Source organism: Pseudomonas sp. G1002 (genome assembly GCF_013385455.1).
In the GTDB taxonomy this organism is placed as follows: domain Bacteria; phylum Pseudomonadota; class Gammaproteobacteria; order Pseudomonadales; family Pseudomonadaceae; genus Aquipseudomonas.
Map to the genome: position 1 here is coordinate 19392 of NZ_JACAPY010000025.1, position 23482 is coordinate 42873.

25 protein-coding genes are annotated in these 23482 nt (G+C 62.2%); 16 read left to right on the plus strand and 9 right to left on the minus strand.

Annotation, left to right across the window (positions count from 1 at the left end):
• Positions 1–15 precede the first annotated feature (15 nt).
• From HX801_RS13335 to HX801_RS13345, 3 genes are all read left to right on the plus strand, one after another.
• Positions 16–1074 (plus strand): diguanylate cyclase, encoded by a 1059-nt coding sequence (locus HX801_RS13335; RefSeq protein WP_003211472.1) that lies wholly within the window; start codon positions 16–18, stop codon positions 1072–1074.
• A 239-nt stretch (positions 1075–1313) separates the two neighbouring features.
• A complete protein-coding gene (locus tag HX801_RS13340; RefSeq protein ID WP_003211470.1) occupies positions 1314–2633 on the plus strand; it encodes a PAS domain-containing methyl-accepting chemotaxis protein in 1320 nt (439 codons plus the stop codon).
• A gap of 80 nt (positions 2634–2713) precedes the next feature.
• Positions 2714–3229: a DUF1003 domain-containing protein gene (locus HX801_RS13345; protein ID WP_003211469.1), complete on the plus strand. Its 516-nt coding sequence runs from the start codon at positions 2714–2716 to the stop codon at positions 3227–3229.
• A 38-nt stretch (positions 3230–3267) separates the two neighbouring features.
• On the opposite strand, the gene HX801_RS13350 is transcribed toward HX801_RS13345, so the two are convergent.
• Complete coding sequence (locus HX801_RS13350; protein ID WP_003211467.1) at positions 3268–4152, minus strand: LysR family transcriptional regulator; 885 nt, start codon at positions 4150–4152, stop codon at positions 3268–3270.
• A 79-nt stretch (positions 4153–4231) separates the two neighbouring features.
• Between HX801_RS13350 and HX801_RS13355 the strand changes: the two genes are divergently transcribed.
• Both HX801_RS13355 and HX801_RS13360 read left to right on the plus strand, forming a co-directional pair.
• Positions 4232–4927, plus strand: a complete 696-nt coding sequence (locus HX801_RS13355) for a CTP synthase (RefSeq protein ID WP_177022221.1) — start codon at positions 4232–4234, stop codon at positions 4925–4927.
• Positions 4924–5247, plus strand: coding sequence for an antibiotic biosynthesis monooxygenase (locus HX801_RS13360; RefSeq protein WP_087693147.1), 324 nt, complete (start codon positions 4924–4926; stop codon positions 5245–5247). Before HX801_RS13355 ends, HX801_RS13360 begins: the two co-directional genes overlap by 4 nt.
• A 241-nt stretch (positions 5248–5488) precedes the next feature.
• Here HX801_RS13360 and HX801_RS13365 read toward each other — a convergent pair whose 3' ends face one another.
• On the minus strand, positions 5489–5812 hold the full coding sequence (locus HX801_RS13365) for a DUF2025 family protein (protein ID WP_008432956.1): 324 nt from the start codon (positions 5810–5812) through the stop codon (positions 5489–5491).
• 232 nt (positions 5813–6044) lie between these two features.
• On the opposite strand from HX801_RS13365, the gene HX801_RS13370 reads away from it, so the two are divergent.
• The gene (locus HX801_RS13370) at positions 6045–7172 is read left to right on the plus strand and encodes a glycerophosphodiester phosphodiesterase (protein ID WP_177022222.1); all 1128 of its coding nucleotides are present in this window, start codon (positions 6045–6047) and stop codon (positions 7170–7172) included.
• Positions 7173–7850, plus strand: coding sequence for a helix-turn-helix domain-containing protein (locus HX801_RS13375; RefSeq protein ID WP_177022223.1), 678 nt, complete (start codon positions 7173–7175; stop codon positions 7848–7850).
• On the opposite strand, the gene HX801_RS13380 is transcribed toward HX801_RS13375, so the two are convergent.
• The gene (locus HX801_RS13380) at positions 7791–8720 is read right to left on the minus strand and encodes a sterol desaturase family protein (RefSeq protein ID WP_102369739.1); all 930 of its coding nucleotides are present in this window, start codon (positions 8718–8720) and stop codon (positions 7791–7793) included. The two genes, HX801_RS13375 and HX801_RS13380, sit on opposite strands and share 60 nt — an antisense overlap.
• A gap of 140 nt (positions 8721–8860) precedes the next feature.
• Between HX801_RS13380 and HX801_RS13385 the strand changes: the two genes are divergently transcribed.
• From HX801_RS13385 to HX801_RS13400, 4 genes are all read left to right on the plus strand, one after another.
• A complete protein-coding gene (locus HX801_RS13385; RefSeq protein WP_008432961.1) occupies positions 8861–9166 on the plus strand; it encodes a PepSY domain-containing protein in 306 nt (101 codons plus the stop codon).
• 185 nt (positions 9167–9351) lie between these two features.
• Positions 9352–10527 carry a GAF domain-containing sensor histidine kinase gene (locus tag HX801_RS13390; RefSeq protein ID WP_177022224.1) on the plus strand — a complete coding sequence of 392 codons (1176 nt, stop codon included), beginning with the start codon at positions 9352–9354 and terminating at the stop codon, positions 10525–10527.
• Positions 10528–10627: 100 nt separating this feature from the next.
• Complete coding sequence (locus tag HX801_RS13395; RefSeq protein WP_003211449.1) at positions 10628–11650, plus strand: transporter; 1023 nt, start codon at positions 10628–10630, stop codon at positions 11648–11650.
• A gap of 216 nt (positions 11651–11866) precedes the next feature.
• A complete protein-coding gene (locus tag HX801_RS13400; protein WP_008432964.1) occupies positions 11867–13483 on the plus strand; it encodes an inorganic phosphate transporter in 1617 nt (538 codons plus the stop codon).
• Between the two features lie 123 nt (positions 13484–13606).
• Here the strand turns inward: HX801_RS13400 and HX801_RS13405 are convergent, their stop codons facing one another.
• From HX801_RS13405 to HX801_RS13415, 3 genes are all read right to left on the minus strand, one after another.
• Entirely contained in the window at positions 13607–14581 is a 975-nt protein-coding gene (locus HX801_RS13405) for a biotin-dependent carboxyltransferase family protein (RefSeq protein WP_177022225.1), read from the minus strand.
• Entirely contained in the window at positions 14578–15456 is an 879-nt protein-coding gene (locus HX801_RS13410; RefSeq protein ID WP_177022226.1) for an allophanate hydrolase subunit 1, read from the minus strand. Before HX801_RS13410 ends, HX801_RS13405 begins: the two co-directional genes overlap by 4 nt.
• A 76-nt stretch (positions 15457–15532) precedes the next feature.
• Positions 15533–16291, minus strand: a complete 759-nt coding sequence (locus HX801_RS13415) for a 5-oxoprolinase subunit PxpA (RefSeq protein WP_003211441.1) — start codon at positions 16289–16291, stop codon at positions 15533–15535.
• Between the two features lie 232 nt (positions 16292–16523).
• Here HX801_RS13415 and HX801_RS13420 point away from each other — a divergent pair, with 232 nt between their 5' ends.
• Positions 16524–17441: a LysR family transcriptional regulator gene (locus HX801_RS13420; RefSeq protein ID WP_177019369.1), complete on the plus strand. Its 918-nt coding sequence runs from the start codon at positions 16524–16526 to the stop codon at positions 17439–17441.
• On the opposite strand, the gene HX801_RS13425 is transcribed toward HX801_RS13420, so the two are convergent.
• Complete coding sequence (locus HX801_RS13425; protein ID WP_177022227.1) at positions 17362–18333, minus strand: LysR family transcriptional regulator; 972 nt, start codon at positions 18331–18333, stop codon at positions 17362–17364. The genes HX801_RS13420 and HX801_RS13425 overlap by 80 nt on opposite strands.
• A gap of 112 nt (positions 18334–18445) precedes the next feature.
• On the opposite strand from HX801_RS13425, the gene HX801_RS13430 reads away from it, so the two are divergent.
• Positions 18446–19204 carry an SDR family NAD(P)-dependent oxidoreductase gene (locus HX801_RS13430; protein WP_003211435.1) on the plus strand — a complete coding sequence of 253 codons (759 nt, stop codon included), beginning with the start codon at positions 18446–18448 and terminating at the stop codon, positions 19202–19204.
• 57 nt (positions 19205–19261) lie between these two features.
• Entirely contained in the window at positions 19262–20170 is a 909-nt protein-coding gene (locus tag HX801_RS13435) for a LysR family transcriptional regulator (RefSeq protein WP_177022228.1), read from the plus strand.
• 57 nt (positions 20171–20227) lie between these two features.
• Here the strand turns inward: HX801_RS13435 and HX801_RS13440 are convergent, their stop codons facing one another.
• Positions 20228–20665 carry a multidrug/biocide efflux PACE transporter gene (locus HX801_RS13440; protein WP_177022229.1) on the minus strand — a complete coding sequence of 146 codons (438 nt, stop codon included), beginning with the start codon at positions 20663–20665 and terminating at the stop codon, positions 20228–20230.
• A gap of 89 nt (positions 20666–20754) precedes the next feature.
• Between HX801_RS13440 and HX801_RS13445 the strand changes: the two genes are divergently transcribed.
• Positions 20755–21609 carry a LysR family transcriptional regulator gene (locus tag HX801_RS13445; protein WP_177022230.1) on the plus strand — a complete coding sequence of 285 codons (855 nt, stop codon included), beginning with the start codon at positions 20755–20757 and terminating at the stop codon, positions 21607–21609.
• A 137-nt stretch (positions 21610–21746) separates the two neighbouring features.
• Here HX801_RS13445 and HX801_RS13450 read toward each other — a convergent pair whose 3' ends face one another.
• Complete coding sequence (locus HX801_RS13450; protein WP_003211429.1) at positions 21747–22589, minus strand: LysR family transcriptional regulator; 843 nt, start codon at positions 22587–22589, stop codon at positions 21747–21749.
• Positions 22590–22700: 111 nt separating this feature from the next.
• On the opposite strand from HX801_RS13450, the gene HX801_RS13455 reads away from it, so the two are divergent.
• Entirely contained in the window at positions 22701–23426 is a 726-nt protein-coding gene (locus HX801_RS13455) for an SDR family oxidoreductase (protein WP_177022231.1), read from the plus strand.
• Positions 23427–23482: the final 56 nt, after the last annotated feature.

Below are 23482 nucleotides of genomic sequence, written 5' to 3' on the forward strand. Positions count from 1 at the left end.
TCGACCCAGGAATCTATGGAAAACCAACGAGGCAAAGGGCTGTCATTTGCCAGACGTATCTACAGGCCAAGGATCATCGGCCTGGGCATCGGCTGCATCAGCGTCATCGCCGCGCTCTACCCACTGCAAATGCCAGGCTGGGTCTGGGCGTTGCTGCTGTTCAATGGTTTTGGCTGGGCGCACCTGGCCTATCAACTTTCGACCCGCTCCGATTTCCCCTACAAGGCGGAACGGCGAAACCTGCTCTACGACTCACTGCTCGGCGGGTTCTGGGCGGCGACTACACAGTTCACGCCACTGACGGCCGTGACCATCCTGTCGATGATGACCATGAACAACGTCGCCGCCGGCGGCAAACGCCTGTTCCTCCACGGCATCGTGGCGCAACTGGCGGGTATCGGCGTGTCCTGGTTGCTGTTTGGCATCCACTTCAATCCCGACGTCAGCCTGGTCCAGGTCTACGCCTGCCTGCCGATGCTGACCCTGTATCCCATGGCACTGGGCATGGTCTGCTACCGCCTGGCGATCAAATTGTCGGAACACAAACGCGCCCTGAGCGCCTTGAGCCGCACCGACAGCCTCACCGGCCTGCTCAACCACGGTTCGTGGAAAGACCTGCTGCACCTGAAGTTTCACAAGTGCCAGCAACAACATGGGAACGCCACCATCGCACTGATCGACATCGACCATTTCAAGCAGATCAACGACAGCTATGGGCACATCATCGGTGACCAGGTTCTGCGCCAACTAAGCCTGGAACTTCGACGCAACCTGCGGGCAAACGACCTGGCCGGGCGATACGGCGGCGACGAGTTCTGTGTGATTCTTCCGGACATGCCCATGGAACAGGCCGCACAAGTCATGGAACGCATGCGCGAGGTGTTCAGCAATTACCGCAACCCGGAAATCCCCGAGCTGCGGGTCAGCCTGAGCATTGGCCTAGCGTCTTTCCAGAGCACCTTCACCGACGCGGCCATGTGGCTCAACGCAGCGGACCGCGCGCTGTACGCGGCCAAGGACACCGGCCGTAACCGAGTCAATATCAGCGACTACGTGGTCGCCCATTCCGCCTGAATCCCGCCCTCTGCATCTCGTCTGAATTAAACGCGCCCGTCGCCGACCGATAGCATAATGCCGCCATTGATCGACTGGCATAGAACTTCTTGCCGGCCATACGACTCAGAACCCGCTGTTCCACCCCGCTGTCAGCACAAGGAAGCTGGCAATGAGCACGTTTGCCGTATGGCCAGGCCTTACGGTGGCAGGCGCCCCCATGGATACCCCTGACGCTTGCTTCCCCCGAGCACACGACCATGCTATTCAACGCCCATAAAAAAACCATCAGTACCCTGCAAGCCACCCTTGCCCAGCAAGCCAGCCTTCTCGACGCCATCGACCGCTCAATGGCGGTGATTGAATTTGATCTGCAAGGCACGGTCCTGCGGGCCAACGAGAATTTCCTCAAGGTCATGGGCTACACCGCCGACCAAGTCGTGGGCCAGTCCCACCGCCTGTTCTGCACCCCGGCCTTTGCCCGCAGCGCCGAGTACGGCCAACTGTGGACGCAATTGCGCAACGGCCAATTCCAGTCCGGGACCTTCGAACGGGTGACCAGCGGCGGCCAGCCGATCTGGCTGGAGGCCAGCTACAACCCGGTGCGCGACGAGTCCGGCAGCGTGGTGAAAGTGGTGAAGTACGCCATGGACGTCACCCCGAAAATGCAGGCCGAGAGTGAAGCCAACGCCAAGTTGCAGGCCATCGACCGCGCCATGGCGGTGATCGAGTTCAACCTCGACGGCACCATCATCAGCGCCAACCAGAATTTCCTGCAGCGCATGGGCTACAACCTGGCGCAGGTGCAGGGCAAGCATCACCGCATGTTCTGCACACCGGAGCTGGCCAACAGCAGCGCCTACAGCGATTTCTGGCGACGGCTGAACCAGGGTGAACTGTTCAACGGCCAATTCGAACGCATCGACAAAAACGGCCAGGTGGTGTGGCTGGAAGCCAACTACAACCCGGTGTACGACGCCAGCGGGCGCCTGTGCAAGGTGGTGAAATACGCCTCCGACGTCACGGCCATGGTGGAGAAACACGCGGCCGACGCGCAAAGCGCCACCCAGGCTTATCACATCTCGCTGCAAACCCGGGACATCGCCGAAAAAGGCGCCGAGGTGATCCAGCAGACCGCCACCGGCATGCGTGAGATTGCCGCCAATATCGACGGTTCTTCCGCGCTGATCGCCAAGCTGGGCGAGCGTTCGCAGCAGATCACCGCCATCGTCAACACCATTCGCGGGATTGCCGACCAGACCAACCTGCTGGCATTGAACGCTGCCATCGAAGCCGCACGCGCCGGCGAACAAGGGCGTGGCTTTGCGGTGGTGGCCGATGAAGTGCGGCAATTGGCGGCGCGCACCAGCGGTTCAACGGCCGAGATTTCGTCGATGATCGAGATGATCCAGACCGAAACCCGCCAGGCCATCGACAGCATGGACGGTACCCGCGACCGCGCCGCCCAGGGCGTGGACCTCGCCAACCAGGCCGGCACCGTGATCCTGCAGATTCGCGAAGGCGCCAGCGAGGCGGTACAGGCGGTGAGTGCGTTTGCCAATGAACGGGGCAACAGGTAAGCGACAGGCTTCTTCATGTGCCCGGCCGAGGGCTCGGTCTATAGTGGTGGCTTGTCTTACGCCACGGATTCGAGCCCGCCATGACCCCGGATAAACCTGAAGCCAACGTTGACCACCTGCGCTTTCATCGTAAACACGCCCATCTCGCGCCGACCTTTGGCAACGACACCTTTGCGTTGAAAGCCGAAGCCTTCGCGCGCTTCTTTGGCACCCCGACGTTCCTGGGGGCGCAAACGGCAATCGTGATTCTGTGGGTCGTGCTCAACATGACCGGCATCACGCACTTTGACGTCTACCCGTTCATCCTCTTGAACCTGGCGTTCAGCCTGCAATCGGCCTATGCCGCCCCCTTGATTTTGCTCGCCCAGACCCGCCAGGCCGCACGGGACAAGGCCCAATCCGACGCCGACGCCCAGCACCGCGAAGCCCTGGCCGTGGCCAACACCGAACGCCAGGCCCAGGCGGCGCAGACCACCAAGCAACTGCTGGAACTGTTGGAGCAGAACACCAAGCTCACCGAGATGACCAAACAACTGACCGAACGCATCGAAGGGCTGACCAGCGAAATGCACGACCAATTCGTGCGCAAGACCTGACCCTCCCACGCATCCCGTGTGGGAGCTGGCTCCCACAGTTATCTCACCGGCAAACGCACATGCTGGCCCAACTGATCAAATAACGTCACCACCGAACGCAAGGCCCGGCAATCGGGGCGCGTCAACAGCCACAGGGCGGTGTCGTGCCCCACCAGCGGCGGGCTCAACGGTTGCAGGTCCGCGCCCAGCAGGTAATCCGGCAACGCGGCCACGCCGAGTCCCGCGCGCACCAACTCGGTTACCGAAACCATGCTGTTGCAGCGATAGGCCGGCATCACTCCCGGCAAGTGCTGGCGCCGCCAGGTGACGGTGGGGTGATCCGGCAGGAAGTCATCCGGCGCGATCCAGTTCAGGGCCGCCAGTTCCTCCCCCGCATGCTGGCGGGCATAGTCGGCACTGGCGCACACCCGATACGACACCGTGCCCAGGCAACGTCCTACCAGATGCTCGGGCGGTGCCTTGGTCAGGCGCAGGGCAATATCCGCATCGCGGCGACTGAGGTTGGCGAAGTCATTGGACGTGCTCAGCTCCAGGGTCAACGCCGGGTAGCCCGGCATGAACTGCGCCAGGGCCGGCAGCAACAGTGACTGCAATACCGAGTCCGTGCACGTCAGGCGCACCGTACCGCTGATCACTTCACCGCCCTGCTCCACTCCCACACGTGCTGCCTCCAGCGCCTGTTCGGCACGTTCGGCCTGCTCGGCGAGGGTGGTGGCCAAGGTGGTGGGCAGGTAGCCGGCGCGGCTCTTTTCGAACAGCGTCTGGCCCAGTGCCGTCTCCAGCCGCCGCACCGCGCGAAACACCGTAGACACATCCACCCGCAGCAACGCCGCCGCCCGTGCGAGCGTGCCGCCGCGCACCAGGGCGAGGATCAGGGAAAGGTCTGGGTAGTCGATCTGATAGTGCGCCGCTGCATTGAACATGTGTGTTAACGCCAATATTGATTGCGTGAACGCCAATCTATAGTGAGCGCCAGGACTCAACAAGCCACGGATAACCTCGATGAATAAAACCACCCTGCACCTGGCCCTGATCGGCGACTACGATGCACAGGTCACCGCCCACCAGGCCATTCCCCTGGCGTTGCAACAGGCCGGCGCGGCGCTGGGCCTGACGGTGCGGTTCGACTGGCTGGCCACCGACACGATCAAATCCACCGAACAACTGCAGCACTTCGACGGCTTCTGGTGCGTCCCCGCCAGCCCCTACCGAGACCTTGACGGCGCGCTGCTGGCCATCCGGTATGCCCGTGAACAAAAGCGCCCGTTCCTCGGCACCTGCGGCGGTTTTCAACACGCGGTGCTGGAATATGCCCGCAACGTGCTGGGCTGGGCCGACGCCGAGCATGGCGAACTGGCCCCCGACTCGCCGCGTGCAGTGCTGACACCGTTGACCTGCGCGCTGGTGGAAGCGACCGACACCATCCGCTTGATGGCCTATACCCGCATCGCCGAGGCCTACGCCACCCTCGATATCCATGAAGGCTACCGTTGCCGCTATGGCATCAATCCAGCGTTCGAAAGTGCATTGCTGGAAGCCGACCTGATTGCCAGCGGCCATGACTCGGCGGGCGACCTGCGGGCGGTGGAGTTGCTGGGCCATCCGTTTTTTGTCGCCACCCTGTTCCAGCCGGAACGTGCGGCGCTTAAAGGCGTCACCCCGCCGCTGGCCATTGCGCTGCTGAAGGCCTGCGCATGATCGCCAAGACACCCAAACCGCCGTACTACGCCGTGGTGTTCAGTTCATTGCGCACTGAAGGTGACAACGGTTACGGACAAGCCGCCGACCGCATGCTGGAACTGGCCCGGCAACAACCCGGTTTTCTCGGCGTGGAATCGGCGCGCGGGGACGACGGGCTGGGCATCACGGTGTCCTACTGGAGCAGCGAAGCGGAGATCCTGGCCTGGAAGCAGCACGCCGAACACACTGAGGTGCGCGAACAGGGCCGCGCCACCTGGTACTCGGCGTGCCATACGCGGGTGTGCAAGGTGGAGCGGTCTTACGCGTTCGAGCGCTGAAACATCAGCCTGTGTAAAACACTTAATGTGGACAAGGGAGGCTCTGTGGTGAGGGAGCTTGTGTGGTGAGGGAGCTTGCTGTGGCGAGGGAGCTTGCTCCCGCTGGGCTGCGAAGCGGCCCCAAAATCTTGGGAGCGCTGCGCACTCCAGCGGGAGCAAGCTCCCTCGCCACAGCAAGCTGCCAAGCCAGAGCAAGCTCCCAAGCCACAAAAAGCGCTCCAGCCGCAGGGCTATGCGGCACTCAACTGACCAGACTGCGCACCGCACTGATCTGTGGAATCTCCACCCGACGCATGTACACCCGCAGCGGTTCCGTGATGTTGATGCGATCGTCGATGTTCTGGTCCAGCAACAACTGGATCCGCTCGCGGGACAAGGTCATGGCCTGCCCGTCGACCGGCAGCCAGACAAACTCGGCGGTTGGGATAATGCCGTCATCGGCCACGTCCATGCCGAAGGAGTCTTCGCTGAAACGGACGATGTACTGGCCAGTCTTGCGGTTCAGGCCGACAAAACCCTGGAGTTGGTCGGCGGCCTGGCAGATAAGCTCGGAGGTGATGCGCATGGTAAACCTCACTGAAAAGTCCTACTTGGACTGGAAAGATGGTTTACACGCGTGGCAGGAAAATCTGCCCTCTGATGGGGCAATTCAAGGCAAGAGTACTGCATCGCACCGCACAAAAGTGCAGAAAAATGGCCGGTGAACACGTTAATGTCGGTTTGGTGATAGCGCCATTCGCAAGCAATTGTTAAAAAGGAGCCCTTCTCAAAGTTACCTCCACGAAAGGACTTCGCATATGCCTGTCACGTTTACCAAGAGTGCCCTGCTGCTGGCCCTGATGCTGGGCCTTGGCCACGCACAGGCGGCAAGCCCGATCAGCCCTACCGAACTCGCGGCCAACGAAGGCATCCCGCACCCCGCCGTGATTGCCCACCGTGGCGCCTCCTTCGATGCACCGGAATCCACCGCCGCCGCCTACAAAGTCGCGCGCGACCTGGGTGCCGACTACTTGGAAATGGACCTGCAGCGCAGCAAGGACGGCGTGCTATTCGCCCTGCATGACAACAACCTGCAACGCACCACCGACGTCGCCACCAAGTTCCCGGAGCGCAAGGACAGCCCGGCCAACGAATTCACCTGGGCCGAGCTTAAAACCCTGGACGCCGGCAGCTGGTTCAACGCCGCCTACCCGGACCGTGCCCGCCCGGGCTTCGTCGGCCTGAAAATCCTCAGCCTGGACGAAATCATCAAGATCGCCGAAGGCAATCCGCAGCACAAACCCGGCCTGTACATCGAAACCAAAGAGCCGAAGCAATTCCCGGGCATCGAGGCCGACCTGAAGAACAAGCTGCTGGATAAAGGCTGGTTGAGCTCCACCGGCTCCAACCAGGCCCAGAAAAACATCGGCGTAGGCCAGGGCAAGGGCCGCGTGGTGCTGCAAACCTTTGAGAAAGACAGCCTGAAAGAACTGCAAAAAGAGATGCCCAACACCCCGAAAATCCTGCTGTTGTGGGTAGGTGAAGGCAGCATCGAACCGAAATCCAAGGTGCCCTTCGCCGAGTCCGGCGAGCCGAGCAAAGCCGCCTACTACGCCAAGCAGGAGCCGAAGGATGCCGCCGAGTTCGAAAAATGGATCGACGAGGCCAAGAGCCTGGGCGCCATCGGTACCGGCCCTTCGGCACAGCTGACCAACCTGGGCGACCAGAGCTATTCCGACCTGGTCAAACCCGAGATGAACCAGTTGACCCACGACAAGGGCTTGCTGGTGCACGTGTACACCGTGGATGAGCCGGTGGACTTCGACAAGGTCATGAAAGCCGGCGTCGATGGCATCTTCACCAACCGCGCTGCCGAACTGCTGAAGTACTACAAGCGCTGGCCGTCCTCGAGTGTGGCCGACCTGCTGCAGGACAACGGTTACTGAGTGAGCCCCGAATGGTCAGGTCGCCTGTGGCTGGGGCCTGACTACGGGCTGATCCAGGGCATACCGGGGCGCACCGCGCCCCACGCACACTATGCCCATCAGCTGATGTTCTCCGCGGGCGGGCCGGTCACGGCCAGCCTCGATGGCCGTGCCATCACGGCCCATCGCCTGTTTATCCCATCCAGAATGCCCCACGCCATCCTCCAAACCCACGGTGAGGTATTGATGGTGTATGCCGAACCCGGCGTATTTGATATCGCCCCCTTGCAGGCCGCCCTGGCCGACAGTGAACGGTCCCTGGAAGCACTCGAGCGCACGCTGCGCCAATTGCCGAGACGCGCACTGGAAGATGCCAGGGTGGAGCGCGCGCTGTCGGCGCTGGATCAGCAACTGAGTGGCAAGGTCTCGGCCCAAGCCCTGGCACAGGCGGCGCATGTTTCGTTAAGCCAGCTGGAACGTTTGTTCGCCAACCAACTGGGTTTGCCGGTACGTCGCCTGGTGTTGTGGCGGCGCTTGCGAGTGGCGCTGGGACTGGCGCTCGGCGGTAGCACCCTGACCGAGGCAGCCCATGGCGCCGGGTTCGCCGATTCGGCGCATTTTTCCCGGACCATGAAACAACTATTTGGCGTCACGGCCGGGGCGTCGTTGCGCAACCTGCACGTACGAATCCTCGACTAGACCCGCGGGAACCGGCGGCTCCTTGCTCAATTGCACCGTCCTGAACGGGTCGCGCAACTGCGCCACATACTCCCGCGGAAAATCCGGCCGGCTGCCAATCCCCAAGTCGCCCTGCCCCATTCGATAGTCATGGCTGTAAAACGCCGTGCCCAAGAGCCAATCCCACAGATTGAAAAACAAGCCGAAATTCACATCCCCAGCCCGGCCATATTTCATGTGATGAAAACGATGCACCGGCGCCCAGGCGAACACCCAGCGCAGCGGCCCCAGGCGCATGTCGACATTGGAATGCTGCAACAGCAGCTGCACGGCAATCGCCAGGGCCAGCAGCAGCGCCACCTCCGTGGGAATGCCCAGCAGGATCAACGGCGTCAACCCGGCCGTGGCTTCCAGCATCTGGTGCAACGGATGCTTCATCAAGCCATTGAAGCCATACAGCCGTTGCACGCTGTGGTGCACCGCGTGCAGGCGCCACAAGGCAGCGACTCGGTGGCTGGCGTAATGCATCAGGGTGATGCCCGCATCGGCAATGAAGATCGCCAGCAGCAATTGCGCCCAGAGCGGCCACGCCCGCGGCCATACACCGTCGACGGCCAACAGCGCGGTCAGCACCGGCAAGATCAACAAGCCCGCCGCATTGAGGCCCTCATTGACCAACGCGTGAATTAAGTCGCGACGACGATCACCCTGGTTGCGATTCCACTGCGGCTCATAGGGCAACCACCACTCGGCGATAAACGACACCGCCACCGCCAGAACAAATACCAGCCCCAGCCACTGCAGCGCATCCCTCTGCACCAGCCACAGCGCCCACCCGATAAACCCCGCCCAGAACAAGGGCGCATACACCCAGGCCATTAACTGTTTCATCTGTGCCTCCCGTAAGTGAGACGCCAGCATGAAACCCCGCACTCGCCGCCGATTGAACAAACGGCGCAATCTTAAGGGTGAGTTAAGTTGCGCTGGTTAACCTGATCCCACTTAAACAGCTCACCCCAAAGGATCACACCATGAAAAACCTGACCGCTCTGTTCGCCGCTGCCGCCTTGACCCTTACCGCCGGTTTGGTCCAGGCCGATGTTCGCCCGGACCAGATTCCGAGCCTGCTCAAGTCCGGTGCCGTGATGGATTTTGAAAAGCTCAACGCCAAGGCCGTGGCCCAGCACAAAGGCGCCACCATCGTTGACACCGAACTGGAAGACAACGCCGGCCGCCTGGTCTACGAGACCGAACTGCGTGACACCAGCAACGTGAAGTGGGACGTGAAGCTGGATGCCAAGACCGGCGAAGTCCTGGAAAACAAGCAAGACACTTGAGTTGAACCGCAAAAACGCCGCGCCGCCTTCGGGCCGCGCGGCTTTTTTATGCGCGCTCGTCGCCCAGAAGAGCAATTAGTCTAATTAGCGTGAACGAATTTGTACCTTACGCCGCCAAGCTCGCTAGAATCCCAACCATCAGCCAAGGCACAACGCCAGCAGCATCAGGACCGGAACCGTTCGCCATGGGGCAAAAAGCCGTCGACATTGCCACCATTGGCAGAATCAGCGCCGTCCCGGCGATTCTCCAGGTAGTCAGCGAGATGACCGGCTTGCGTTTTGCGGCCGTGGCACGGGTCACCGATGATTCATGGACCGCCTGCGCTGTGCGCGACCAACTGGACTTTGGCCTGCCCGTGGGTGGCGAGCTGGACCTGACCACCACCCTGTGCCACGAAATACGCGACTCCCACGTCTCGATCGTGATCGACAAAGCCAGCGAAGACCCGCTGTACCGCGACCACCACACGCCGCGCATCTACCACTTTGAAAGCTACATCTCGGTGCCGGTGTTCCGCACCGACGGGCGTTTCTTCGGAACCATCTGTGCCCTGGACCCGAACCCGGCGCAACTGCGCAGCAGCACCATCCAGTCGACCATGGAGTCGTTTGCCCGGGTGCTGTCGCTGCAGATCGAAGCCGAAGAAAGCCTCCAGCAGACCGAAGCCGACCTGCAGCAGGAGCGGGAAACCGCCGAACTGCGCGAACAATTCATCGCCGTGCTCGGCCACGACCTGCGCAACCCGCTGTTCGCCATCAACGTCGGCGCCGAACGCCTGCTGCGCAAACACCCGGACCCGGCCACCGACACCCTGGTGCGGCACATGCTGGCCAGCGGCCGCCGGGCCTCGCAACTGGTGGAGGACGTACTGGACTTTGCCCGCGGGCGAATGGGCAGCGGCATCCCGGTCAACATCAGTGAATGCACTGGGCTTGAAGACACTTTGCAGCATGTGGTGGAAGAGGTGCAGCACGTCCATCCAAAGCGGCTGATTCACGCCCGCATCGGCAATCTCAAGGGTGTGAAAGGCGACCGCGAGCGGCTCGCGCAATTGCTCTCCAACCTGGTCGCCAACGCCATCAGCCACGGCAATCCGCAAGGGCCGGTTGAAGTCAGTGCGCAGGTCAACGCCGGCACGTTTGAGTTAACGGTGAAAAACCTTGGGCTGATCAGTGAGCAAGCCATGCCGCTGCTGTTCCAGCCCTACTCCCGACCGACGGGCGCCCTGCCCCAGGCCGGGTTGGGCCTGGGGTTGTACATCGTCAAACAGATTGCCGACGCCCATGGCGGGCGGCTGGAAGTGTCTTCCAGCGAGCAGGACGGCACGGTGTTCAGCTTCAGCTTGCCCACAGGCGATTGACGGCCACCTCAAACCGTCACAAAACCGTCAAATCCTGTTGCCATGATGCGCTCAAGTGAACCTGTGAAATTTCCTACAGGCACTTTCCCTGCGAGCCTCCATGAACCACAGCATCGACCACAGCCACCAGGACTCCGACCTGTTTGGCTTGCTCTACGGTTTTCGTTTCCGCCCCGGTGAAAAGGGCGAACAGATTGATTCAGCCACTGCCCTTGCGGCCTTGCAGCAGCCCGGAGACCCCGACGAATTTCTGTGGCTGCATTTGAACCTGGCCCACGCCGCCTGTGAGCGCTGGATGCAGGCGCACCTGAACCTGCCGGAAGAATTCTTCGAAGCCTTGCACGAAGGCTCACGCTCCACCCGCATCGAACACGTGGACTCGGCCTTGCTGGCGGTGGTCAACGACGTGGTCTTCAACTTCAGCAGCATGGTGTCTTCAGACATTTCCACCTTGTGGGTGTGCGCCCGCAGTCGGCTGCTGATCAGCGCGCGCCTGCAACCGCTGCATTCGGTGGACAAGCTGCGCTCGTCGGTTAAGGCCGGTGAACACTTTCGCTCGCCGCTGGAACTGCTGGTGCATTTGCTGCGGGACCAGGGCGAGGTGCTGACACAGATCGTGCGCAAGACCAGCCTCAGCGTCGACCAGATCGAGGACCAGTTGCTGTCGTCACGCCTGTCCACCAACCGCGCCGAACTGGGTGCCGCGCGCCGGGTGCTGGTGCGCCTGCAACGGTTGCTGGCGCTGGAGCCGGGCTCGTTGCTGCGGCTGCTCAATCGCCCGCCCCAGTGGTTGCAGAAGGAAGACGTGAAAGAGCTGCGCAAATCCACCGAGGAGTTTGCGCTGATCATCAACGACCTGATGGCGTTGGGTGAGCGCATCAAGCTGCTGCAGGAAGAGATCGCCGCCAACCTCAACGAACAGAGCAACCGCACGTTGTTCACCCTGACCGTGGTCACGGTGCTGGCGTTGCCGATCAACATCATTGCCGGTTTTTTTGGCATGAACGTTGGTGGCGTGCCGCTCTCCACAGACCCGGAAGGCTTCTGGATTCTGGTGGCGCTGGTGGCGACATTCACCCTGATTGCCGGACGCTGGGCATTTCGCAAGCGCAAGGATTATTGATTTGAAATGCGATCAAGTGTGGGAGCTGGCTTGCCTGCGATAGCGGTGGTGACTGATACACCGCTATCGCAGGCAAGCCAGCTCCCACATTTTATCGGCGGTGTTTTATAGACCGGCGGCAACTTCAATTCCCTAAACACTGATTTACCGCAGCATCTCTGTAACATTCTGCAACGATCATGACGGATATCCTCCCTCAACACTGGATGTTCCGGCATGGCAACCCCTTCGCTGACCGCCTCCACCGCCTCCGTCACCAACGATCCCAAACCGCGCCTGGACAAAAAACCGGGCCTGGTGACGGTGATCATTTTCTTCGCCGTACTCGCCATGGGCCTGTTGTTCACCGCCTACAGCCTGATGCACGACATGCACGAGCTGGGCACGGTGGTCACCACTTGGACGCCGTTCCTGCTGCTGGGCGTGGCGCTGTTGATCGCCCTGGGCTTCGAGTTCGTCAACGGCTTTCACGACACCGCCAACGCGGTGGCCACGGTGATTTACACCAACTCATTGCCACCGCATTTCGCGGTGGTGTGGTCGGGCTTTTTCAACTTCCTCGGCGTGCTGCTATCCAGCGGCGCGGTGGCGTTCGGCATCATCGCCCTGCTGCCGGTAGAGCTGATTTTGCAGGTCGGCTCCTCCGCCGGCTTTGCGATGATCTTCGCGCTGTTGATCGCCGCGATCCTGTGGAACCTCGGCACCTGGTGGCTGGGGTTGCCGGCGTCGTCGTCCCACACCTTGATCGGCTCGATCATCGGCGTGGGCGTGGCCAACGCACTGATGCATGGCCGCGACGGCACCAGCGGTGTGGACTGGGGCCAGGCGATCAAGATCGGTTATGCGTTGCTGCTGTCGCCGCTGATCGGCTTCGCCTTCGCCGCCCTGCTGTTGCTGGCGCTGCGGGCCTTCGTGAAAAATCGCTCGCTGTACAAAGCGCCGAAAGGCGACACCCCGCCGCCGTGGTGGATTCGCGGCATGCTGATCGCCACCTGCACCGGCGTGTCGTTTGCCCATGGTTCCAACGATGGCCAGAAGGGCATGGGCCTGATCATGTTGATCCTGGTGGGCACCCTGCCGATGGCCTACGCGTTGAACCGCACCATGCCGGCCGGTGAGTCGTTGCAGTTTGCCGCGGTGGCCGAAGTCACCCAGGCCGCCCTGGTAAAAGCGGCGCCGCAACTGGCCCCCGCCGACTCTCGCGGCACCTTGTCGACCTACGTACGCACCAAGGAAGCCACCCCGGAACTGGTGCCCGCCCTGGCGGCCATCACCGGGCATATCGGTGAGGAAGTGAAGAGCTACGGCTCCCTGGCCGCCGTACCGGCCGAGGCCGTGGGCAACGTGCGTAACGACATGTACCTGACCAGCGAAACCATCCGCCTGATGGACAAGGGCAAGGTCGGTAACTTCGATGCCGACACCCAGAACAAGCTGCAACTGTTCAAGCAACAGATCGACAACGCCACACGATTTATCCCGCTGTGGGTCAAGATCGCCGTGGCCATCGCCCTCGGGCTCGGCACCATGGTCGGCTGGAAACGTATCGTGGTGACCGTGGGCGAGAAGATCGGCAAGACTCACCTGACCTACGCCCAGGGCGCATCCGCCGAGATGGTGGCGATGCTGACCATCGGCGCGGCAGACATGTATGGCTTGCCGGTGTCCACCACCCATGTGTTGTCGTCGGGTGTGGCCGGGACCATGGTGGCGAACGGCGGTGGCTTGCAGATGAAGACCATCCGCAACTTGCTGATGGCCTGGGTGCTGACCTTGCCGGCGGCGATTCTGTTATCGGGTAGCCTGTACTGGCTATTCACCCAATTGTTCTGACACAACCCGATAAAAATGTGGGAGCGGGCTTGCTCGCGAATGCGGTGGCTCAGTCACAGACTTATTGACTGACACTCCGCTTTCGCGAGCAAGCCCGCTCCCACATTGGGTTCAGTGGTGAGTTCAGGTGCTAAACAACCCACCCATCAGCTTCAACCGCTTCTTGTACACCCGCCGCGCCTCCAACGCTTCCTCCAGCGTCACCGCCACAAACCCCGCCCGCTGGTTCGGTTGCATCTGCCCGATCAGATCCAGGTCGGCACTGATCACCGTGCCAATCATCGCGTAGCCCCCGCCCGACACCGCGTCCCGGTGCAGCACAATAGGCTCCAGGCCCGCCGGCACCTGGATCGAGCCGATGGGGTAGCAACTGTCGACGATGTTCGACGGATCGGACCCGGCGCCAAACGGTTGTTCCCGTGGCTGAAAGCTCAAGGCATTGCCGCCCTTGAAGCGATAGCCGATGCGGTCGGCCTCCGACCCCACCGTCCAGGGCTCGGCAAAAAAGCTGCTTTTGGCGGCGGGCGTCAGTCGCTCGTAATACAGCCCCGGCACCACCCGCAGGGTCACGTCCCCACCCACCGATTGGCGCAACGCCATGGGCAAACTGTTCCCCGCCCGGCCTTTGCCGCTGGCTTCGCCCACGGGCAGTTCATCACCCTCCACCAGCCGCCGCCCCTGAAACCCGCCCAATGCGCCGAGGGTGTAAGTCGAGCGACTGCCCAACACCAGCGGCACATCGATGCCACCGGCCACCGCCAGGTAAGTCCGCGCGCCGGCCCTGGGAAATTCAAAGCGCAGCACTTGCCCGGCCCGCACTTCAAACGCGGTGTCCTGATGCACCACTACGCCGTCCAGGCGCGGCGACATCAGCGCCCCGCACAACGCCACCAGGGCATCCTGCTGAAACTCCAGCTCCGGCCCGATCAACGTGCATTCCAGCCCGGCAGCGCCGATGGGGTTGCCCACCAGGTGGTTGGCCGCGCTCAACGCGTATTGGTCCAGGGCGCCGGATGGCGGGATGCCGAGGTGGTAATAACCTTCGCGGCCAAGATCCTGCACGGAGGTGGCGAGGCCGGGTTTGAGTACCTTGATCATGCCAGCGCCTCCTGCAAGGTTTTCGGGTAGCCGATGGGGTCGGCGAGAAAGGCGTCGAGGGAAAACTCCACCGGGCGGATGCGCAGGTCGAAGCGCCCTGCGTCCACTTCTGCCACGGCCAGGTCATAGGCGTCGCGGTCCATGGGTTTGAACTGCACGATGTCGCCGGGGCGGAAGAACACCATGTGCTCTTTCAGGTAAGCCAGTTGCTGTTGCGGGTCGTAGATCGGCGCCGGGGTGACGCCGAACATCTGGTAACCGCCGGCGCCGCGTACCGAATAGATACAGCCAAAGCAGCCGCCGTGGCCGAGGGTCAATTTCGGCGTGTCGGTGCGTGGGCGCAGGTACTTGGGCACCTGCAACTGCCGCTCGCGTTCCACCATCTGGAACATGAACGGCAAGCCCGCCACAAACCCCACCATCGAGACAAACCACGGCGCGCCACTGTGGGCCGCGATAAACGCGTCCACATCCGCCAGGCCGTTGATCCGCGCTGCGTATTCCAGGTCGGTACCGGTCGGGTCCTGATGACGGTCGCGAAAGCGCATCAGGGTGTCATGGGTCCAGGGGTCGTTGTACAGCACCGGGATTTCGATGATGCGGGTGTGCAAGGTACGTTCGGCCACGGCCTGGGCTTCGGCGCTTTGTACCGCGTCGAGCAACACGTGGGGCGCGATGCGGTCCGGGTCGAAGCGAATCTGGAACGAGGCGTTTGCCAGGCAGACGTCCAGCACACCGTCCAGGGCCAAGCGTTCCACCGCGCGGGTGACGGCCATGCCCTTGAAGAAAGCCTCCAGGGACATGCTCTCGCTGACCTCGGCAAACAGGTGTTCATCACCGCCAAAGCTGTAGCGGATCGGGGAAGATTCAGCCATGTCTGTTCCTCTTGGAATCATTGTAGAAAGGCAGGCAAAAAATCAGTCAGACCCGGTGTCTGGGCACCGGTGTCGGTCAGCGGGGTGTGCGTACTTCGATGCCCGCCTGATCCAGCGCTTCACGGGTGGCTTCCACCAGTTCAAGGGCGCCGGGGGTGTCGCTGTGCAGGCAAATGGAATCGAATTCGATAAACAGGTCTTCGCCTTCAACCGTGCGCACCAGGCCGGTCTGGCAGGCACGCAGGACACGCGCCGCAACCGTTGCCGGATCCAGCGCCCGCACATTGCGGGTAAACACGATGGAGCCGGTGAGATCGTACTCACGGTCGGCATAAAACTCCCGCACCACCGGCTGGCCGAGTTCCTTGGCGATACGCCAGATCACCGAATTCGGCATGCAATACAGCAGCAGCGTGGGCTCCAGCCGTTGCAGGTTTTCCACGAGCAACCGCGCCGCTTCTTCATCCCGCGCCAGGTGCATATACAGCGCGCCGTGGGGCTTGATGTGTTGCAGCGTGAGGCCCTGCACCCGGGCGATTTCCCGCAGGGCGCCGAGTTGATAGAGCATGTCGTCCACCAGCTCCTGGGCCGGGGCGTTGATATGGCGTCGGCCGAAACCGACGAGGTCACGAAAGCCCGGGTGCGCGCCAATCGCCACACCCAGTTGCTTGGCGCGCTCGACGGTGCGGCGCATGGTGCCCGGGTCGCCGGCATGAAAGCCGGTGGCGATGTTGGCCGAGCTGATGTAGGCCATCAGTTCACTGTCGACGCCATCGCCGATGGTCCAGGGGCCGAAGCCTTCGCCCATGTCCGAATTGAAATCCACTGCCTGCATCGGGGTCGCTCCGTTGAAGTTCTTGCGATGGAAATTAGGCTGCCCCTTGACCCCTTGGGAAGATCTATTATCAGATGGCCCATCTTCTGAAAATCAGATACCCGATACTGATCGTTCCCACGCTCCGCGTGGGAATGCCGCCCTGGACGCTCTGCGTCCGCCCTTGAAATCGTGACGCGGAGCGTCACAGGATGCATTCCCACGCAGAGCGTGGGAACGAGCGGAGAAACCAATGTCCCTGACCCTGCGTCAAATCCGCTACTTCGTCGCCACCGCCGAAATCGGCCAGATCTCCCAGGCGGCGATTCACCTGAACATCTCCCAATCCGCAGTGACCACCGCGATCAAGGAGCTGGAAGCGATGCTCGGTGCGCAGCTATTCGTGCGCTCGGCCCAGGGCATGAGCCTGACCGACGCCGGGCGGCATTTCCTCAACCGGGCGTATGTGATTGTGCGCAGCGTCGACGATGCCCTGAACAGCCCGCTGCCGGACTACCGCGCCAGCGGCGTATTGCGGGTGGCCGCCAGCTACACCGTGCTCGGTTACTTCCTGCCGCACCACTTGCAGCGCATGGAACACTGGCACCCGGACGTGACCATCGAGGTGTTCGAACAGGAACGCCAGGCCATCGAACACGGCCTGCTCAACGGCCAGTTCGACATGGCCGTGGTGCTCACCGCCAACCTCACCCACGCCGATATCGTCTCGGAAATCCTCTTCAACTCCGAACGCCGCCTGTGGCTGCCCAGCCATCACCCGTTGTGCGAACGCCCCGCCGTGAGCCTCGCCGATGTGGCCAGGGAGCCGTACATTTTCCTCACCGTCGACGAAGCCGAACAAAGCGCCATGCGCTACTGGGAACAGGCCGGGCAAACCCCCACGGTGCGGCTGCGCACCAGTTCGGTAGAGGCAGTGCGCAGCATGGTCGCCAACGGCAGCGGCGTGGCGATCTTGTCAGACCTGGTGCATCGCCCGTGGTCACTGGAAGGCAAACGCATCGAAACCGTGAGCGTCACCGACAAGGTCACGCCCATGAGCGTCGGCCTGGCCTGGCACCGCGAGCGCGATTTCACGCCGGCGATGCAGGCGTTTCGGGATTACTTCCATGATGCATTCCTGGCGCCGCAGCAGTTGTCTGCCCGGCGTTGAAAGCAGCCTGCAAGGTGGCGGCCAGCCAATCCATGAACACCCGCACCCGCAGCGGCAAATGCCGTTGGCCTGCGTACAGCAGGGACACGTCCAGTGCCGGCGCCGGATAGTCCGCCAGCACCGCCACCAACTCGCCGCTGGCCAGTTGATCGTGAATGCCCAGGGCGGGCACCTGGGTCAGGCCAAAGCCACCGATGCACGCCGCCCGGTAAGCGTCGGTGCTGTTGACCGTGACGCGCCCGGCCATGGAAATCCGCTGCACCTTGTTGCCTTGTACGTATTCAAACCCTGGGGAACGTGAGCCCAGCGGGCGTACGTAATGCACCAACTGATGGTGAGCCAAATCAGCGAGCGTCCTGGGTACGCCGTAACGCTTCAGGTACGCAGCACTGGCGCAGTTGATCATCGGCATGCTGCACAACAAGCGGGCTACCACCGACTGGTCCGGCTGCGCACCGACGCGCAAGACGCAGTCGAAACCTTCCGCCAGCAAATCAACCTGGCGGTCGGTGCTGCTGATTTCCAGCTCGATCAGCGGGTGCAGGTCCATGAACTCGGGCAGGCGCGGCAGGATCAATTCCCGGGCCATGACATTGGGCATGTCCACCCGAATGCGCCCCGCCAGCTGCGCTTCATCCTGGCGAAACAAGCCTTCCAGCTCTTCCATGTGCGACAGCAAATCCTTGCTGCGCTCATACAGCACGCGCCCGTCCTGGGTCGCCTGAACCTTGCGCGTGGTGCGCTGCAACAGGCGCGCGCCCAGCAACTCTTCCAGCGCCTGCACATGCTCGGAAACCGTGGAGCGCGGCAAGCCCAGGCTCTCGCCCGCCTGGGTGAAACTCGACAGTTCGGCAACGCGCACGAAGGTACGCAGCAACTCTAGTTTGTTCATGGGATTGTTCGCCTTATCCGGCCAGTGATTCCGGCATAGCTCTGTTTATCACGTTATGGCCGGACAAATACACTCAGTCCCACGAACCATCACACGCCCCGAGGACTTCACCATGACCCGTAAAATCGCACTCATCACCGGCGCCAGCCGCGGCCTGGGCAAAAGCGCTGCGCTGCACCTGGCGGCACAAGGCGTCGACATTATCGGTACCTACAACAGCGCGGCGGACGAAGCCCAGGCCGTGGTCGCCCAAGTCGAAGCGCTGGGCGGCAAGGCGGCCATGCTGCAACTGGACGTCAGCCAGAGTTCCACCTTCGAGGCGTTCACCGCCCAGGTCGGCTCGGTATTGAAGGACGTGTTCGGCCAGGCGCACTTCAACTTCCTGATCAACAACGCCGGGATCGGCGCCCACGCCAGCTTCGCCGACACCACCGAAGCGCAGTTCGACCAACTGGTGGCGATCCACTTCAAGGGCCCGTTTTTCCTGACCCAGAAACTGCTGCCGCTGATCAGTGACGGTGGCCGCATCATCAATATCTCCAGCGGCCTCGCGCGCTTCAGCCTGCCGGGTTATTCGGCCTACGCCTCGATGAAAGGCGCGGTGGAAGTGCTGACCCGCTACCAGGCCAAGGAACTGGGTGCCCGTGGCATCACCGTCAACACCCTGGCCCCCGGCGCGATTGCCACCGACTTCAGCGGCGGCGTGGTGCGCGACAATCCGGACGTGAACGCGATGGTCGCCAACAACACCGCCCTCGGTCGCGCAGGCTTGCCGGATGATATCGGCGGGGCGATTTCCACCCTGCTGGCCGACGGCAGCAACTGGATCACCGGGCAACGGGTCGAGGCCTCGGGCGGGATGTTTCTGTAACGCGCTCGGATTCTCCGCTAGCATCAATGCTTTCGGATACCTGACAGGCAATCACCCATGAGTTTTGATCCAGGACTGGCCGGTGGCATGGGCGTACTGGCCGCCGTGGTCGACAGCGGCAGTTTCGCCCGCGCCGCCGACAGCCTGGAGATGACGCCTTCGGGGGTCAGCCGGGCTATTTCGCGGCTGGAAAAACGCTTGGGCATCCGCCTGTTCGACCGCACCACCCGCTCGGTGCAATTGACCGACGAGGGCCGGCGTTTCTACCAGGAAATCGCCCCGCTGCTGGCCGGCCTGGAAGATGCCGCCAGCTCGGCGGCCGACAGCGCCCTGACGGTGCGCGGGCGGTTGCGGGTGAACATCGACCCGTACTTTTCGCGGCTGGTGCTGGGGCCGGTGCTGGGTGAATTCATGAGCCAATACCCGCAGCTGCAGTTGGACCTGCACACGCGGGATCAACTCGGGGACCTGGTGGCGGATGGCTTTGACCTGGCCATCCGTTTTGGCATTCCGCAATCGTCCTCGCTGATCGCCCGCAAGCTGATGGAAGTGCGGGTGCTGACGTTGGCCTCGCCAGCTTATCTCGAGCAGCATGGTCGCCCTTCACACCCCAAGGACCTGGAAGACGGCCAGCACGTGTGCATCGACTTTCGCGACTCCCAGACCGGCCGGCCGTTTGGCTGGGAATTCCACCGGCCGGGCGAGCAGGTCAACATCGCCACCAGCGGGCGGCTGGTGGTCAACGATGCAGGGACCTTGTACAGCGTGTGCGAACACGGCCATGCCGTGGCGCAAATGCTCGACCTTGGGCTGGCACCGGCGCTGGAATCCGGCGCGTTGATCGAGTTGTTTCCCGACTGGCCCGACGAGCGTTTCCCGTTGTATGCCTTCTACCCGTCGCGGCATTTGCCGGCGGCCAAGGTGCGGGCATTCCTCGATTTTGTGGCCGCCCTACAACCCCTGTAGGGGCTGGCTTGCCGGCGATGACGTATCCAAAATCGCCATCGCCGGCAAGCCGGACTCCTACGCGGTGCGCATCCGTTTCTGCATGATCCGCTCCCGCACAGCGTCATACGCCCAGTGATACACATAGGTGTACGGCAGGAAAAACAACAACACGCCGATGTCGAGGATAAACGCCTGCATCAGGCTGATGTTCAGCCACCAGGCAATCAACGGCACACAGATCGCCACCAGCCCGCCTTCAAACATCAACGCATGCACCACGCGGGTCCACACCCCGCCGGACAGTTGCAGGCGCGCCTTGAGACGGTCGAACAGGCCGTTGAAAATCACGTTCCAGGCCAGTGCCATAAGGCTGATGGCCAAGGTCACGACGCCCATCTCCAGGGCCGGTTTATCCATGATCCACGCCAGCAGCGGTGTACAGATCAACAAGGCCAATCCTTCAAAACCAATGGCCTGCCAAACGCGTTCAGTAATCGACTTGGTGGGTGTCATGACCCGTTCTCCGTGAGTGACGATGGTTGCCATCATTACCCTTTGACTCGATACTTCATAACCAGTAACCATCGATCAAGGCGATAGTCATGGCATCCCACGAAGTGCTTCAGGCGTTTGTGCAGGCGGCGACCCACGGTTCGTTTTCAGCGGCGGCGCGCAAGTTGGGCAAGAGCCAGTCCACCGTCAGCGCGGCGGTGGCCAGCCTGGAGATTGACCTGGATGTGGTGCTGTTTGATCGCAGCAGCCGCAAGCCGACGCTGACCCCGGCCGGGCATGTGCTGCTGCAACGCGCCGAGCAGGTGTTGGAAGCCAGCAGCCGCCTGGAGTTGGCGGCCAGTCAGTTATCCCAGGGGTTGGAGCCGAAGCTGAGTATCGCGATGTCCGATACGTACCAGTCGGACCGTTTCGAAACCGCCCTCAGCGCCTTCGAACAGCGCTACCCGGACCTGGAGCTGGAATGCCTGATCGCCGAATGCGAGGACTTGATCGCCCTGGTGCAAAGTGGCCGGGCGCAGATTGCGTTTATCGAGATGCAGGAGGTTTACCCGCCGGACCTCACCAGCACCACCGTGGAAGAGCGCACGGAAATCGCGCTGTTTGTCTCACCCAGACATCCGCTGGCGAACCTTGCGGACATCGACCAGCACACCCTGGAACAACACCGCGAACTGCGCCTGGCGAGCATCATCAACCCGAATGAAACCCGCGGCCTGGGCCGAGTGTGGTCAGCGCCCAGTTACCTGATGCTGATGGAAATGGCGCAGCTGGGTTTTGGCTGGGCACCGCTGCCGCGCTGGCTGGTGGAGCGGTTTGGCGGCGGCCATCTGTGTGAAATCAAGGCCCGGGGCTGGCCGCGCTCGGTGGCGGTGGACGCGTTGTGGTCACGCCAGCATCCGCCCGGCCCGGCCGGCAGTTGGCTGCTGGGCAAGATGCTGGAATAACGCCGGAACACACTATTCGCAACAATGAAGATCAAATGTGGGAGCTGGCTTGCCTGCGATAGCGGTGTGTCAGTTACCACCGCTATCGCAGGCAAGCCAGCTCCTACATTGAATTTGCGGTGAATTCAAAGGCGCCGTCAGGCGGCTTCAATCTGCGGCGGGCGGTTGTTCTGGAAATACTCATGCAAGGCCCGCAACGCCGGCAACTCCAGGGCCTGGGCGGCAAAGCACAACCCCACCCGGCGCGTCGGTGCCGGCAGGTGCCAAGGGCGAATCACCACCCCGGCCCGCTCCGCCGCCAGCGACTGCGGCAACATCGCCACGCCGACACCGGCCGCCACCATGTGCAATGCCTGGGTCAACGAACCGGCATGCCCGGCTACTGCCTGGGGCGAGCGGCCGTACAAGGCCATCAGCCGTTGGTGGGAATCATGCTGCGGGCAGGTGATCCAGTCTTCGATCGGTGCCCAGGCCTGCTCCTTGCCGCCCGCCGCCATCGGGTGCGCAATCGGCAGTGCCATCACGTAGGACTCTTCCCAAAGCGGCAGGAACAATTCGTCCTCGCAGCACATTTCCTCTACCGCCAGGCGCCCTTCTCCTTCGCAGCCTTCCTGCAAGGTCAGCAGCAAACCCGGCAGGCCCTGGTGCGCCATGCGCAGGAAAGTTTCGATCTGGCTGTCGGCAATATCGCCTTCCACACCCAGTTCCAGGGCGATGCGGTTTTCGCGCCCGCGAAACAAGCGGCTCAATGCGTCGGCCTCGGCCACCATGCGCCGGGCTTGCGGGTACAGCACCCGCGCCTCGTCACTGACCTCAACCCCACGAGGCTGGCGCAGAAACAGCGCCACGCCCAGCTCTTCTTCCAGTTGCTTGATGGTCACCGACAACGTCGGCTGGCTGATGAACAGGCGCTGGGCGGCGGCGGTGATATTGCGTTCCTCGAATACCGCGAGAAACGCCTTGAGATGACGCACATCCATAGTTAATACCGATGACAGACAGAGGAATAAGGCATTTTTCAGCCAACCGAGGGCTAAATATACTGCGCGCCACGTTCAGTTATTTGTTTTTCTTATTTCAGGAGTTCCACCATGAGCAAGCCATTGATCATCATCACCGGCGCCAGTTCGGGCATTGGCGAAGCCACCGCGCGCTTGCTGTCGGCCGCCGGCCACCCGCTGTTGCTGCTGGCCCGCCGCGTCGACCGGCTGAATGCGCTGGAGTTGCCGAACACCTTGAGCCGCGGTGTCGACATCACCGACCGCGCTGCGCTGGTGGCGGCGGTGAAAGAAGCCGAAGCGCAATTCGGCCCGGCCGATGCACTCATCAACAATGCCGGCGTGATGCTGCTGGGCGCGGTCAGCGAACAGGACCCGGCACAGTGGGAGCAGATGCTCGACGTCAACGTAAAGGGCCTGCTGAACGGCATCCATGCGGTGGCCGGCAGCATGGTCGAGCGCAAGGGTGGCACCATCATCAACGTCAGCTCGGTGGCCGGGCGCAAGACCTTCCCCAACCACGTCGCCTATGTAGGCACCAAGTTCGCCGTGCATGGAATTTCGGAAAACCTGCGGGAAGAAATGTCGCCACACAACGTGCGCGTGATCACCATTGCGCCGGGCGCGGTGGAAACCGAATTGCTGAGCCACACCACCGACGAAGCCATCAAGACCGGCTACCAGGCGTGGAAACAGGACATGGGCGGCACCGTGCTGAGCGCCGATGATGTGGCTTCGGCGATTGCCTATGCCTACCAGCAGCCGCAGCATGTGTGCATTCGCGAGATCGTGTTGGCGGCGACGCGTCAGCAGCCGTAACTCATTCATCAAGACAACATCGAACAAATGTGGGAGCGGGCTTGCTCGCGAATGCG